The 14,689-nt window shown below is 36.7% G+C and carries 12 protein-coding genes; 1 reads left to right on the forward strand and 11 read right to left on the reverse strand.

The genetic code is table 11. The features are described from left to right. The 6 genes from ACSBFT_RS18495 to ACSBFT_RS18520 all read right to left on the reverse strand — a co-directional run bounded on the left by ACSBFT_RS18495 (position 1) and on the right by ACSBFT_RS18520 (position 7,032). Positions 1-1,944, reverse strand: a complete 1,944-nt coding sequence (locus tag ACSBFT_RS18495) for a hypothetical protein (protein WP_489601967.1) — start codon at positions 1,942-1,944, stop codon at positions 1-3. 89 nt (positions 1,945-2,033) lie between these two features. Beyond that, positions 2,034-3,425, reverse strand: coding sequence for a dihydrolipoyl dehydrogenase (gene lpdA / locus ACSBFT_RS18500; RefSeq protein WP_463046342.1), 1,392 nt, complete (start codon positions 3,423-3,425; stop codon positions 2,034-2,036). A 96-nt stretch (positions 3,426-3,521) separates the two neighbouring features. Beyond that, positions 3,522-4,109 carry a hypothetical protein gene (locus tag ACSBFT_RS18505; RefSeq protein ID WP_489601968.1) on the reverse strand — a complete coding sequence of 196 codons (588 nt, stop codon included), beginning with the start codon at positions 4,107-4,109 and terminating at the stop codon, positions 3,522-3,524. A gap of 43 nt (positions 4,110-4,152) precedes the next feature. Continuing rightward, positions 4,153-5,154 (reverse strand): nitroreductase family protein, encoded by a 1,002-nt coding sequence (locus tag ACSBFT_RS18510; RefSeq protein WP_489601969.1) that lies wholly within the window; start codon positions 5,152-5,154, stop codon positions 4,153-4,155. Continuing rightward, positions 5,138-6,175 carry a polysaccharide pyruvyl transferase family protein gene (locus tag ACSBFT_RS18515; RefSeq protein ID WP_489601970.1) on the reverse strand — a complete coding sequence of 346 codons (1,038 nt, stop codon included), beginning with the start codon at positions 6,173-6,175 and terminating at the stop codon, positions 5,138-5,140. Before ACSBFT_RS18515 ends, ACSBFT_RS18510 begins: the two co-directional genes overlap by 17 nt. Continuing rightward, on the reverse strand, positions 6,172-7,032 hold the full coding sequence (locus ACSBFT_RS18520; protein WP_489601971.1) for a nucleotide-diphospho-sugar transferase: 861 nt from the start codon (positions 7,030-7,032) through the stop codon (positions 6,172-6,174). The genes ACSBFT_RS18515 and ACSBFT_RS18520 overlap by 4 nt, the downstream gene beginning before the upstream one ends. Before the next feature lie 179 nt (positions 7,033-7,211). Here ACSBFT_RS18520 and ACSBFT_RS18525 point away from each other — a divergent pair, with 179 nt between their 5' ends. Continuing rightward, the gene (locus ACSBFT_RS18525) at positions 7,212-8,699 is read left to right on the forward strand and encodes a lipopolysaccharide biosynthesis protein (protein ID WP_489601972.1); all 1,488 of its coding nucleotides are present in this window, start codon (positions 7,212-7,214) and stop codon (positions 8,697-8,699) included. Here ACSBFT_RS18525 and ACSBFT_RS18530 read toward each other — a convergent pair. Genes ACSBFT_RS18530 through ACSBFT_RS18550 form a run of 5 tightly spaced genes read right to left on the reverse strand, consistent with a single transcriptional unit; the run spans position 8,694 to position 14,670 of the window. Then, positions 8,694-9,482 carry a DUF268 domain-containing protein gene (locus tag ACSBFT_RS18530; RefSeq protein WP_489601973.1) on the reverse strand — a complete coding sequence of 263 codons (789 nt, stop codon included), beginning with the start codon at positions 9,480-9,482 and terminating at the stop codon, positions 8,694-8,696. The genes ACSBFT_RS18525 and ACSBFT_RS18530 overlap by 6 nt on opposite strands. Beyond that, a complete protein-coding gene (locus tag ACSBFT_RS18535; protein ID WP_463046347.1) occupies positions 9,479-10,297 on the reverse strand; it encodes an O-fucosyltransferase family protein in 819 nt (272 codons plus the stop codon). The genes ACSBFT_RS18530 and ACSBFT_RS18535 overlap by 4 nt, the downstream gene beginning before the upstream one ends. Beyond that, entirely contained in the window at positions 10,287-11,075 is a 789-nt protein-coding gene (locus ACSBFT_RS18540) for an FkbM family methyltransferase (protein WP_463046348.1), read from the reverse strand. The genes ACSBFT_RS18535 and ACSBFT_RS18540 overlap by 11 nt, the downstream gene beginning before the upstream one ends. Then, positions 11,065-12,255, reverse strand: a complete 1,191-nt coding sequence (locus tag ACSBFT_RS18545; RefSeq protein ID WP_489601974.1) for a glycosyltransferase — start codon at positions 12,253-12,255, stop codon at positions 11,065-11,067. Before ACSBFT_RS18545 ends, ACSBFT_RS18540 begins: the two co-directional genes overlap by 11 nt. A 42-nt stretch (positions 12,256-12,297) precedes the next feature. Beyond that, positions 12,298-14,670 (reverse strand): hypothetical protein, encoded by a 2,373-nt coding sequence (locus ACSBFT_RS18550; protein WP_489601975.1) that lies wholly within the window; start codon positions 14,668-14,670, stop codon positions 12,298-12,300. Positions 14,671-14,689 lie beyond the last annotated feature (19 nt).

Raw genomic sequence — 14,689 nt, forward strand, 5'->3', positions numbered from 1 at the left:
TTATTTTATTTGTTCTAAGGAGTAGTCAAAAGTTGACTTAAAACCCCAAGTATACTTACTCCAAAAAGTAAGGCTTTTAATTTTTTTATTGCTTCCATTGGTTACAAACCTCAGGAAGTCCTCTTCGGTAGTCACCTTTTGACTGACCAGAATCCCACCCTTTAAAATAGGAGGAGGAATTCTAAAATTATCTTCTGTATTATCTTCATATACGACTGTGCATCTTAAATAAGGAGGTTGGAAGAATAAGCGAGCAATTTTCCCTAAAATACTGTAATGTACGTCCGCATTAAGATAAAGGGCTCCTTCACGGGTACTTGGAATCTTTATTTCAGTGGATAGGTGGCTCTCTTCTTTTTTAATTTCCTGATACTCTGGCAATGAGATATCCGAATCACGTTTAAAAAGAAATAAATTCTCCTGTGGCATGTTAATGGTATCTTGAAGAGAATAGTTCCTTTTAAGAGCAAGATAAGCTCCTTTGTCCATCCATAAAGGATGTTGTTCTCTATAGTCGTGTAGGTTGGCGAGCACAAAATCTGGAGCCGATTTACCGTTGTATTTTTCTTCGTTATTATAGGCAAGCCAATCGCTGTTTGCTTGGTAAGTTTGAATAATTGGTCTTGGGTTATAATTCAATTGATTAAAGAAAATATAAGAGATTTCCCAAGGCATAATATCTACAGAAGCACCACCCATTTTATCAAGAATGTCTTGTGGTAGTATTCTTATTTTGTTCAGTTCTTCCTGTTGAAAGTTCTTTTGATAATCGTAGTTTAGAAACTTTGAAAAGTAATTGTAAGGGCTTTTATACTTTAGGGTATTGGCCAAGGCAAATACATTTTGACCTTGCTTAACTTCAGAAACGACACGGTTTGGAAAGTAAAAAAGGGCGTATTCTTTTAGGTTGTATTGCCCTATGGCCAATCGAATAAACTGGGTAGAAACTATTTGAAGCAGGAGTACCACAAATACCATTCTTGCTCCGTTTTTGAAGTGCTTCGCAAAAAGGAAAATCAAAACAGCAAGAACAGGCAAGAATAGGAAAAAACCAAAAACATTATAGTGCCCAGTGGCGGTATGGGCTTGTTTGAAACATAGAAACCAGGCTAAGGCACTTAGAATGTAGAGGTATAAATTGTCAACAAAATGGGCGAGGTTTTTAAAGATGTAAACGAAGACCACACCCAGAATGATAAATTCTAGAATGAGAAGTAAGCCCAGTTCTTTAATTTTTAAAATATTAACGGCTTGTCCGTCTTGGTAGGCATCTATAATTTTTAGGCTGGCCGCTAAATAATCAGGAATGGAGACATTAAGCAGTAATGAAAAGCTAGCCGTTAGTAGTATCAAAGAAACAAGAGTCAATAAAGCGACCTGCCATGAAATTATTTTTGAGAGCCAGAAATATAGGACGGATAGTAAGAGCACCGAATAGGCAATTAGACTCAGATTTACCTTAATATAGAAAATCAAAATGGCGAGTACTACGGCCAATATTAATCCTAAAGTGCTTCTTGTTTGCTGAACATACAGCAGCCAAAAGAGCATTAGATAGAACAGGGTAAAGGTAACGTCTGCGAAAAACCCCCAAGGTAATAGAATGAGCACGGCCACGACTGCCGCGTGCCACCATTTTTCTGCCATTTTAAGAAACGAAAGCTTAATTATCATGAAATAGTTAAGCAGTAAAAAGGCGTGAAAAAGAAAGAGCAACCAAGGGCTTACTTTTTCTGGTAAAAGGGCGGTATTCAAAAAGCCTAAAGGCCCATAATTGAATATAAAGTCTTTACCGAAAGTAAAGTTCTGATTAATGGCCATTACCAAAGACTCCGTCCAAGAGGGGTCAATATCAATGCTGGCGTATACAAAAGGCTCCGTCGTGGAAAAAAATAGTAAGCCGAAAATAAGATAGAATAGATTTTGTTTAGCCTTTGTACTCATGGATACCGTCTTTGTAAAAGAAATAAACCCTGACAAAAATAGGCATTGTCAGGGTTTAATATGATAAAAGAGCCTTAGCTCAAAGTAATTTATAAATGGATGACCTCGCCATAAGCCATCGCTGCAGCTTCCATAATGGCCTCAGACATAGTAGGGTGAGGATGAACAGACTTCACAATCTCCATTCCTGTAGTTTCAAGTTTTCTAGCTACAACTGCCTCGGCAATCATTTCGGTAACGTTAGAGCCAATCATATGACAACCTAACCACTCGCCGTATTTTGCATCGAAAATAACTTTTACAAAACCTTCAGGCACGCCACCTGCTTTTGCTTTTCCAGAAGCAGAGAAAGGGAATTTACCAACTTTGATTTCGTATCCAGCTTCTTTGGCTTGCTCTTCGGTATAACCTACAGAAGCAATTTCTGGAGAGCAATACGTACATCCAGGAATATTACCGTAATCTAAAGGCTGCGGATGGTGACCTGCCAATTGCTCAACGCAAATGATACCTTCTGCAGAAGCCACGTGAGCCAATGCTTGACCAGGAGTAACATCACCAATGGCGAAATACCCAGGCATGTTAGTTTCGTAAAACTCGTTTACTAAAATCTTGCCTTTATCCGTAGCAATGCCTACTTCTTCAAGACCGATATTCTCAATATTGGCAGCGATACCGGCAGCAGAAAGAACCACATCAGATTCTATCACCACTTCACCATCTTTGGTTTTGATGGTAGACTTACAACCTTTTCCAGAAATATCTACCTTCTCTACAGAAGAGTTGGTTAAGATATCGATACCCATTTTCTTGTATTGTTTCGCCAATTCCTTAGAAATATCAGCATCTTCTACAGGAACAATTCTTGGCATAAATTCTACGATAGTCACTTTAGTGCCCATGCTTGCGTAAACGTATGCAAACTCAACACCAATAGCACCAGAACCAATCACAAGCATTGATTTAGGTTGCTTTTTAAGACTCATCGCCTTTCTATATTCTATAACTTTCTCGCCATCGATAGGTACATTAGGAAGCTCACGTGCTCTAGCACCTGTAGCTATGATAATGCTTTTTCCTTCAACAGTAGAAACCGTGCCATCGGCAGCAGTAACTTCAACTTTTTTACCAGTTTGAACTTTCCCGTAGCCATCAATAACATCAATTTTATTCTTTTTCATCAAGAACTGAACGCCCTTGCTCATGCCGTCTGCTACACCTCTAGACCTGTCAATAACCGCATTAAAGTCGGCCTCGGCCTTAGTAACTTTAATACCGTAGTCTTCTGCATGTTGTATATAGTTAAAAACTTGAGCAGACTTCAAAAGGGCTTTAGTAGGGATACATCCCCAGTTTAAGCAAATTCCGCCAAGGTTTTCTTTTTCAATTACAGCCACTTTCATCCCTAATTGAGACGCTCTAATAGCTGTTACATATCCACCAGGGCCAGAACCCAAAATCACCACGTCATATTGTGCCATAGAATTTTATGCTTTTTAATCGTTCGAAATGTTCCGCAAAAGTAAGTAAAAAAGACGTGTGATTAATCTTGACGAATAGCTAAATAAGAATTGTTTTTAGTTAGGGCAGGAAATGTAAGAGCTAGAGAAGCCTCCATTATTGTCAACCTTCACTCTCCAACAATTTCCATTTGGGGATTTCATAATTAATCCGCTGTTAACGTTCTCTATATAGATGTCCCCTTGATTGACGTGTAACTTGGCTTTTGGATATACGGTTCCAACACCTAAAAAACCTGGAGTGCTTTGTATAGATAAGTTAGCTGGAGTGTGTTTTCCATTTGACCAAGCCTCAATTCTCATAGTAGTATTTCCTGCGTTGTCATCAAAGAAAAAGTTAAGAGCAGAGCCAGTTTTGCCTAAATAATTAAAGTCAGGAGTAACAAGCTCCATTACTCTACTAGATGCATCCCCTCCAGCACTACCAGCAAGACTAAGTCCATAGGTACTCAAGGGCACGTTTCTTACCACAAGTTTACCTCTTATTGGTTGATACGCTCCAATACCTACATAGCCGTTTTGTATATATATACTGTCGTTATTAAAGCTATAAAGGGTATTTCCTGGAGTTAATAATTGGGATGTTTGTGCTTTACAAAATATAGAGAGAGTAAGGAAAATGAAGAAATGGAGTGTGGTTTTCATGTTGTTTTTTTAATAGTGCTAAAATAAAGGTTTTTGGGAAAAGTTAAAGAATAATGGATTCTGATCTTTTTCTTTTTGAAGCAGCCACTTCAATTTGTTCTGGAAGGTGACCTACGCTTATCATCATGGAAACAACATATCTAGAAGGAATACTAAAAGCTTTTTTAAAATCCATATCGTTGGTAGTTGTACAACACCAATTTAAAGGACAAGCACCAAGGCCAAAGGATTGGAGGCTGTATAACAATGACATTGAAAATAGGCCGGAATCAATAAAGCATTGATTTCTCTCTTGATACTCATGAAAGGAGGAGAGGTCGGAGGTGACAACTAATAAAACCTGACAAAGGTGTCCAAAACCTCTATTCCCATTTTGAAACCGAAGTGCTTGCTCTATCTTTTCCTTATCCCTAATAACTATTACCCTTGACGATTGTCTGTTACAAACAGAGGGGGAATAGTTTGCTAATTCAATTGCTTCTTTAATAAGGGCTATGTCCACTTCTTTATTGGCGTAGTTTCTAATGGAATGTCTGGTTTTGATAAAATTTGGGAAATCGATTTGCCAGCTTTTAAGAAGCTCTTTAGAAGTAATAGATTTACTTCCCCCATAGTCAGCAGAGTCCTCGGAGAAATACCTTTTGATAGAATTAAGAGCAGTTTGAACGGATTCTTCTAACCCAAAGTGGTCTTTTTCATGTTCATCATAATACTGTTTGATACTGGCCACAGCTGCTTTAATCTCAAGAGTATGGCCTAAATTATTTTCTTGACCTTCTTTAATTAATTCACAAAGAGAAATGATATTTTCACGACCAAATCCCATTCTTTTTTCTGGCATTGATAAGCCCTTTTCAACGACATGATAGGTTGCCAATACACGTCCAAGAAACTTATCATTAGTGTTTACAGATAGTATACTGGAGTGGCGTAAATATCTTTTGAAGTCCTTAAAGTATTCCCCAGAAAGCGTTTTGATAAGAAAAATCTTTCGGAGTAATGTATAGGCTCCTTTAGGGAGGTATTTCTTAATCTTCGATGCCATTCTCTAAATATTTACAGGTTTCAGCTATTAGTGGATTTAGCTTTTCGTTTACTGAAATATAGTTTATTTCCTTTTCCAGAATTGTGTTTAAAGGTCTAGTCGAGGAAATAACTCTATCAGTAAGATCTATTTTTTTTAAGATTGTTTCAAGTTTGCTTTCTATTCCTGGGTTATTACTGATAGCGAAGTTCTTATTGTACTTTATGGAAAAAAGGCTACCATGGAAAGTTCCTGAAATAATAAATGTGGCATGTTTAAAATAGGATAACCATTCAAAAGGCCCAATAGAAGTAAGGTTTATGTCACACCAGCTTTGGTAATAGCCTACAGCAATTAACTTTAAGTTCCGGGATTTTGAAAATTTAATAATCTCCTCTTTTTCTCCCGTGTTTAAACGGAAAGCATAAACAAGAATATAATCGCCTTTTATGTCGATTTTCTTTTCATGACCTTCAAAATCAATGATAAATGTGGGGTCAAGAACAATTAAGGGTTCTGTGCCAGTTGTTTGAGCAACTAGCTTTGCTGTTTTGTTATCCCTTACTGAAATTTTGTCAAAATTCTTAAGGCCATCCACAAATTCAGGGACTGGAAGACTTAAGTCCACACCACCACAACTTGGAGCGAATGAAATGATTTTTTTATATGGAAAACCGTTTGCAAAATAGACTGGATCTTTGCCGAGAAAACTCCACTGATAATTCCACACTATATCACTTCCTACAACAATGACATCGTATTCGCCAGTATTGATTTTATTTATATTAGTAGAAAAGGGAGACAGCTTTATCGTCTTTAGGTCAGATCTGAAACTTCGGAATTTACCGATATTTGACCATAGGATTCTTGGATTTTTTCTGGCAAATTGAGTGATAAATTCTCTTATTAAATGAGTCCTATTCTTGTAATTAATGACCTCCACATCATGTCCCTTTTCTTTTAAAAAAGTATACGTAGAATAAACCTGAAAGAAGCCTCCATGATTAAGCCCCTCATGGAATGTTAAAATACCAATTTTCATTTTAGCACCTTTTTAATGATTTTTTTAATTTCTTTTATTAAGCTTGATTTTGTAAGCTCCTTCTCCCACTCCTTATCCAATTCTTCATGCCTCTTTGAGGTAGGCGGATGAATTAATGGGAAGTTTATTTCTATCGTATTCAATGAAGCATATATGGAATTAGAGTCTTTAGTATGGGTGGCATTTTTATTAAAACCAATATTGGAAACTAAGTTGTTTTTGGGAATGATGGCTAAGCCCTTTATTAGTCTACATAGGAACCATTGATAATCCCAAGTATCTATTTTGTTTTCGTAAACATCATCAAGAATTTCAGTATAATGATTTGCAGTCTTTTTGTCAAAAAAATCTAGAAGGACTCCTTCTTGTTTTAACATCGGCCAATCTTTAATCTCTGGGTCAAAGTGAGACCAGGCCCTACTCCAAGAGGCCCATCCCCAAATTCTGTTGAAATAAGAAAAGTAATAATCCGTGTCAATTTCGATTTGCTTAAGTGGGTTTGTGCCCCCTATGTGCATAATTGTCTCATCAGATTTATATTTTGAAAGAAGGTCTTCGCAGAAATGAAAGAAACTATGATTAGGAATACAATCGTCTTCAAGAATTATCCCCGATTCTTCATGAGAAAAAAACCAACTGATGGCGTTACTGACACCATATTTACAACCTTCGTTTACTTTATTGAACTTTGTAACAACTTCGCAATCCCAATCAATTGAAGAGGTGATAAATTCTCTTATTTCATGGATTAACTTCTTTTCATTCTCGTTTTTAATACGGGCTCCATCAGAAAATACATAAACTTTGGGCGGTCGGAGGGACTTTAAACGTTGAATCAATTCAACAACACAGTCCATACGATTGAAAGTAATAATCAAAATGGGAGTATGAAAAGTATTCAAGTGATTTAGAAATTAGAAAATGTTTACGTCCTTTATGAAATGACAAAGAAAAGGATTTTAAGGTTTATTTAGGGATCTTTTCTGTTATCTCTTTACAGTTCAGCTGCAAATGTTATTTATTTGGTTCAATTCGAATGACAATTATTAAAAGACAAACTATTCTAGGCACCATTTATTCCTATGTTGGGGTGTTGGTTGGTACACTAACTCAAGCCTTTCTAATTCCTAACTTTTTAACCGTTGAGCAAAATGGCCTTTTGGCCATGTTAATGAGCTGGATGTTCATTCTAGTGTTTGTCGCCAGTTTGGGTTACAATAGTTCTGGTATCAAATATTTTGGGTTTTTCAGAAATGCTGAAAGAAAACATCATGGGTATTTGTTCAATGGATTGGTCGTTTTTTTTATAGGAATGCTACTGTGTTCTTTGATTTTGTATCTTTTTAAAGAGCAAATCGTAAAGTCTTCTGTAGGAGATAACACCCTTTTTAAGAAGTACTTCTATTATATTATTCCTATTACCGCTTTTGTGGCTTTGTTTAATCTTTTTGACAATTACGCCAAGGGCCTTTATGATACTGTTCGGGGGAATGTTCTAAGCCAGTTTCTGCAGCGATTTCTAATTCTGTTGGCCGTTATCATATTTATTTTTGAATGGGTTGACTTCGATCGTTTTGTTCTTTTATGGGTTATTGGTATTTCATTGCCTACAGTGCTGATGTTTGTTCACATAACCAATTTGGATGGCTTCTCTTTGAAGCCTGATAAGCATTTCTTAAAGTCTGATTTTAAAGCGGAGTTTTTTCGTTTCGCAGGCTTTAGTGTGGTTACGGGTTTGTCTTCTATCGTCATTACAAAGTTAGACACTCTGATGGTTTATGATTATTTGGGTCTAGGTCAAACAGGAATCTATAACACCTGTTTGCTTTTCGGAAGCGTGATGACCATTTCTTATAACGTGAGCATGAAAGCATCTACCGCCATTGTTTTGGATGCCATGAAAGCAAACGATTTCAATAAAATCCAACAGATATTTACAAAAAGTAGTATGACCCAGCTTATTTTTGGAACCGGGCTTTTGATGCTGGTTTGGGTAAATGTGGATCTCTTATTCTCTTTTATCAAGCCAGAGTATGCGGCAGGAAAATATGTACTATTAATTATTGGACTCGCTAAACTTTACGATTTAGCTTCTGGAATAAATTCTTTAATACTGGCATATTCCAAGCATTACAAATTGGATTCTTTGTTGGTTTTAACTTTTGTAGGATTGCTATTCCTACTTAACCACGTCTTGATACCTAAATATGGACTTAATGGAGCTGCAGTTGCTGCTTTTTTGTCCATCGTTTACTATAACTCGGCCAGGAACTACCTTATTTGGCGTTTTTTCAAGGTTCACCCTTATAATTTACGATTGCTTTATATCGTGTTAATTGGTACTTGTTTGACGCTTATAGGTTACTTTTTGCCAGTTTTTACTGGCAATGTCTTTGAAAAGTTTTTAACCCTAGTTTATAGCTCTGTGATATTGGGTGGAGCCTATATCTTACTGATCTATAAGATGAACTTTTCACCAGATCTAAACAGTATAGTGGATAAGTTACTAAAGAAAGTATCATAACTTTTTAAGCTCAAAAATACCACAGCCTAATTTACAGTTGAAACTATTGGCCAAACCTTGTTCAGTCAATTCTACTTTCTGATGCAAGACGTCATTATCATCAATGTATGAAAAGCTGAGAAGCTCATATTTTGTCTCAAATAGAGATAAGAGATATGATACGCTGAAAACGCGATGAGCATTAAAGGCCACCATAGACGGGCCAATTTGAGTAGAAAAGTAAAACGTACCACCCTTTTGTAAGATTTGATACATACTTTCAAGTCCTTTCAAATGACCATCAGGGTCAATGTCGTCTCCATACCTTCCAAGCCCAAAATGTTCTATGGTATGTAAACAAGAAAGAGAATCTGTGCTGTCTTTTAAGTCGGCAGCAGGTTTCATTAAGTCGGCCTGTATAAAATCAACATTTTGAATATTGGAGTTCAGCGGCCTTATATCCATGACGTCTACGTGTCTAAAACATGCAAGATGTGCAATGAAACCATCTATTCTAGAACCAATATCAATGTGTCTTTTGGGCTCAGCCTTATAAATTAAGCTTGCTACAAATAAATCTTGGTAGAAGTACTGGCCTCTGGCTTTACCGCTTTGGTCTTTTTTGTCTATAAGAATAGGGTAGTAGCTAAATTTCCAATCGGTGTATTTGCCTTTGAAACTTTTTTTAAAATCGCCTAAGTCTTTTATAAAAGAGGGAAATTGTTTTATATTTTCGAAGAGTTGATCGGGATAGAATCCTAAGTAGGCTAAAGCGAATTTGGTAAGTTTTATTATTCTTTTCATACTTCTATTATTTCTTTGGTGTCGCCAATTCGCTGTGCGGTCACCACAAAACTACTTTTTGAATTGCAGATTAGTGTGGTGCATTTCGACAATGCCAAAATATCTATTAAGGCATTTTCTATTCCAGTTTCCGAACTTCTGGATAGTTCAAAGTCTTGCGTGATGAGCTTATTTTTGAGTTTATTTTTAAAATAACCTTTTACTTCGTAGTCGTCTGTTGCCAAGTAAAAGAAGCTATCGTTATTTTTTAAAGTCTCCATTTCTATTGCTTTAGCATAGGCATCCAGGGAAGAGCTCTTAATGATTTCTACGTGGTCTGTTCTTCTTATATGAATTCCAATAAGATTTTTGGGCAGACTTAATGAATTGAGTTTCTGAAGGACATTTTCTGAAGGAACAAAATTATCGAAAGAAGGAAAAGTGAAAAACGGAAAGCAAGTGCCAATCAGAATTCGTCTCTTATTTTCCACTAGGCTTAGTAACTCTGTCTCGGAAATGTTTAAAAGGTCTTCATCAAATAAAACCAAGTCGTAAAACAGACCAAGGATAGACCTGTAAAGGGGCGTATATCTTTCTATAAAAATATGCTTTACAAATTTTAAAAAGAGTTGATACTTGATACCACTGGCAAGAGTAAATGGAAAGCCGGCACTCTTAAACAAACTAAAAAACGGTGCGTTAAGCTCTGCTTTAACCAGCCAGATGAGTTCAATCTGACATGCTGTTTTCTTCTGTAGACTTCCTACAGAATTTAAGACTCGCATTCTATTGCCCAAGCCACCAAAAGGCACAACATCAATTTTTTTAGATTTCATTTTTTAAAATGGCGAGGTAGTTGGAGTAGTTGAAATTCTCTAAACGCTCATTATATTCTCCAATTGGCTCTAGGCCGTCTTTTAAAATTCGGAACAAATTATAATTAGGAGAGAGTAAAGCATGAAAATCTTTTATAAAAATTCTAGGCTGGATTTGTGTTCCGCCGAATTCAAATTGTATTGTTTTAATTTTTCTGTTTTTAATAGTTTCAGAGGCACCTTTAAAAACATTCATTTCATAGCCCTCTACATCCACTTTCATAAAGTCTATTTTACCTATGCTGTTGTCTTTACAAAAGTCGTCTAGTGTAATGATTTCTATTTTTTCAATATTAACGGTTTTGTTTTGATCAGTTTCTCTTTGATAAGCGGACGCTAATGTTGTATTGTCACCAACAGAATACAAGTTAATCTTTTCGTTTTTGTCTCCTAATCCAACGTTAAATAGGCTCACTCTTTTGGAATTAACGTTCTTTTTGAGTGCTAGGAAGGTTTTTGGCGAGGGTTCAAAACTGAATATTCTGGCATTTTCAGGAAATTTTTTCAAGAGCGTTAAGGCATATTTTCCTACATTGGCACCTATGTCAAAAAGAACTAAGGGCTCTCTTGAATTGGACATTTCCAGGGATAGTTTTCGCAAAACATTCTCTTCTCCACTGTCAACAATACCATAGTTTAAACCACGTAAACTTAGACTATAAAGTTTTTTATATAAACCTTGGTATTTTTTTTTGCCAAAGCTAAAGGAGAGAAGTTTCATTATAGTTTCAGACAGCATTTTTATAAGCTTTTAAAGTTTCTGTAGAAACCGAATTGTAATTGTAATTGTCGAGATTAACCTTATCGGTTTCAAGAGATTCTTCGTTCTCAAAAAACCACTGAAAAGCCTCCTGAAATCCATTTATGGAATAATGGTTTACTAGAAACCCATTAAGCTTATGCTTTATGAAAACAGGGATTTCACCAGTTTTATAAGCAATCACTGGTGTGCCACAAAAGGCCGCTTCAAGACAGGTGTAGGAGAAAGACTCGCTTTTGGAGGCCGAAACAAACACGTCGGCTTTATTATATGCTGCGGCCATTTCAATTTCGGAATTTATGACGCCCAGTAGCTCATATTTAAAAGGAAGGGACCTTAGGTTTTCTTCCGAAACTTTTCCTGCTATCATAACTATAATTTCTTTGTTCGGATGCTTTAGCTGAGATACGACCTCCATAAAAAGAGGAAACCCCTTGAAATAGTTCTCAATGCTCACGGCAGCAAAGAGTATTCTTAATGTACCCGATTCTTTTTCAATCTTTTCAGGTTTGAAAACTTGATCATTTACGGTATTTGGTATTTGGAAATAAGGGTTTTCTTTGAAAAGAGAGCTCTTTTTAATTCTTTGTTCCATCCAGAAACTGGGAGAAATAACGTTGATTTTGTCTCTGTTTTGCCAGTTTAGTTTCTTGGTAAGTATAGCATTTGACAAGTCATTTGCAGCAGGTTTTCTTAAGAAAGTGTCACAGTTTCCGCAAGAGTTCATATAGTTTTGGCATTCATAAGAATGATGGCAGCCGCCAGTCATGGGCCACATGTCATGAAAAGTCCAGAAAACCCTTTTCCCCTGTGAGAGTAAATTCTCGATGCTTCTTAAAGAGAGAAACCCTTGATTTATCCAGTGCAAGTGAATGATATCAGCCTCTAAAACAAGCGGGTGATTTGAAATGTCCGTTCCAAATTTAGCGGTGGAAAAAGCAAATCGCTCTTTTTTCGATTTCTCATAAAACAAGAAATGTGCTTTTTCTAGTAGGAAGTTCAAATAACGACCTGTTTTAAAAACGTTGGGTTTATTTTCCTTCATTTTATGAAGTACCAGAAGGTTAATTTCTACTTCATTTTGGTATTCTTCAAAAGCTTCAATTAACCTACGACAAGCTATGGCAGCACCTCCTTGGGAGTCGCTTGTGTTTATCATTAAAACTTTCAGAGGTTTCATAAATTAAACCCAGCAGATAAATTATTCTTTTTTGAAAGTGGCAAATAGACACGCTCCAAACAATAAGACCAAACCGACAGAGGCCACAAGGTCAATCATCTTTCCAGATTCCACAGACTTAGGCTTGAACTCAAAAGTGATTTCATGTTTTCCTGCAGGAATTTCCAAACCTCTTAAAACATAATCTACTTTTAAATGTTCTACGGGCTTACCATCTATATAAGAAAACCAGTCTTTATTGCCTCGGTAGAAGATTTCAGAAAACACAGCAAAAGCCTCACTACTAGAATTGGAAGCGTAAACCAATTTATTTGGAGCATAGGAAGTCAATGTTATAGAGCTGCTAGAATCTCTTTGATAAGTCTTAGTTTCTGGCATGTAATGCTCTTGTGTTACGGCTTCTTGGCCAGGCTTAAAGCCTTCTCCTAAAGCGGCAAGCTCTTCGTCTGCATTTGGAACTACTTTTAAGGTATCTACAAGCCAAGCATTACCTAAAGCGTCAGGGTTTTGCTGAGCTATTGGCGAATTTTCTGGTCCATTATTAATGAAATATTTTGTGTTCAGCATGTTTAAGACAGGCATGTTTAATCTACCATCCTTAATCATTTGATACTCATAGAGCTCTTGTATTTTCTTAAGTTTTGCTCCATGATATCCACCAATTGACTTATGAAAATAAGAGTCGCGAGCGTCAGACCAGAAGCCTGTAGTTAAGTTTATAACACGGAAATTCGGGTCTTTGTCGGCTAAAATTTGTTGATCAGCGGGTGTAGGTTGAAATATTTGTGTGTTAAACCTTTTCGTCTCAAAATCAGCATTATTGAAATAGCGTTTGTCGACAGAAATGAAATCAAACATCACAAGTACCACGGCAATAATTCCAAAAATCAAACCATTGATTTTGTTTTTCTTCCGTAAAAATACGGCTCCAATAGTTAAAATTAAAAGAATGATGCCTCTGTAAATGTCATTTAAGGCCATCGAACTACGGTCTTCCCTTAAAGCATTTAATAGCCTTTGAGCAAAATCATTTCCTAGAGATTGCGACAGCCCGGCAACAAAGTTTTGGTCTCTTGGAGAATTGAAATCAACCATGAAATAACCCAAAAACATCAAGCCCACAATTACCCCAAATGTGGTGTAAATAGGCTTTTTTAGATTTTCCCAAGTGAATTCTATTTTTAGTAAATCAGACAGGGTGTTAGCCGCTCCCCAAACTAAAAGAAAGTGAACAAGGGTAAGAATCATGGTCACCGCCCTAAATTTATTATAACCTGGGAAGGTGTCAAAAAATAGATTATTAAAAACGGGGAAATTACTACCCCAAGATAAAATAATAAACAGGCCAGTTAAGCCAGCGATAAGCCATTTCTGTTTTCCTTTTGAGATGAAAAGTCCTAATAAGAATAGGAAAAAGACGATAATACCAGAATACGAAGGGCCGCTGGTAACAGATTGGTCGCCATGGTATAGCGGTAATTGCTGTATAAATTGCTTGGCGGCATTCACATCTACACCTCCAGAATTTAAGGTTTTGAAAACTTCAGAGCTTTCTGTAAGAGCCCCTGCTGAGCCACCACCCATTAAGTTGGGTACAATTAAGTTAAATGTTTCATCAATACCGTAACTCCAGCCAAATGCGTAGCTTCTATCCAGACCATCGTTTCCGGCGGTTGAAGTCTGAAGTTCTGTTTTACCTCTGGTGGTTTCCGCCGAATACGTAAGGTTATTCCAAAGCCTCATGGAGTTCATACCCACACCCACAAATAAGGCAACAGCGAAGCTCAGGATAATTTTTGGGAGAACATTAATCTTCTTTTCTTGAATAAGCTTTATAACTTCATAGATAGCATAAGCTACCAAGATGAGCATGAAGTAATAAGTAATCTGAAGGTGATTGGCGTATAGTTCTAAACTCAGAAACAAAGCCGTTAAAAATGTTCCTAATATGTATTTTCCTCTGAAAACATAGATAAAACCAGCCATCAGTGCTGGGCCATAAGCCAATGCTAAAATTTTAGAAACATGTCCTGCTTCCAAAAAAAGCATATTGTATGTGCCAAAGGCATAAGCTACAGAAGCAATCACCGATACCCAGATGTTTCTTTTAAGACTTATCATAAAAATGAAAAAGCCCACCATCATCAAGAAAATAGGACTGGCAGGTAAAGGCAATAATTGATAAAAGAAACTACCAATTTTTGAAGATAGGCTGTTAGGGTAGGCACCTGCTATCATAAAACCTGGCATACCACCAAACATGGAGTTGGTCCACCATGCCCATTCGCCTGTTAGTTCATGATAATCGTTCAGTTCCTTTGCTGCTCCGCCGGCCATATTGGTGTCGTGCATAGAAAGTGTTTTCCCGTTTAGCAATGGGCTAAAGTAGCTCATTGTTAGGATTAGGAAAAAA

This window comes from Arcticibacterium sp. SM2516 (assembly GCF_057914865.1).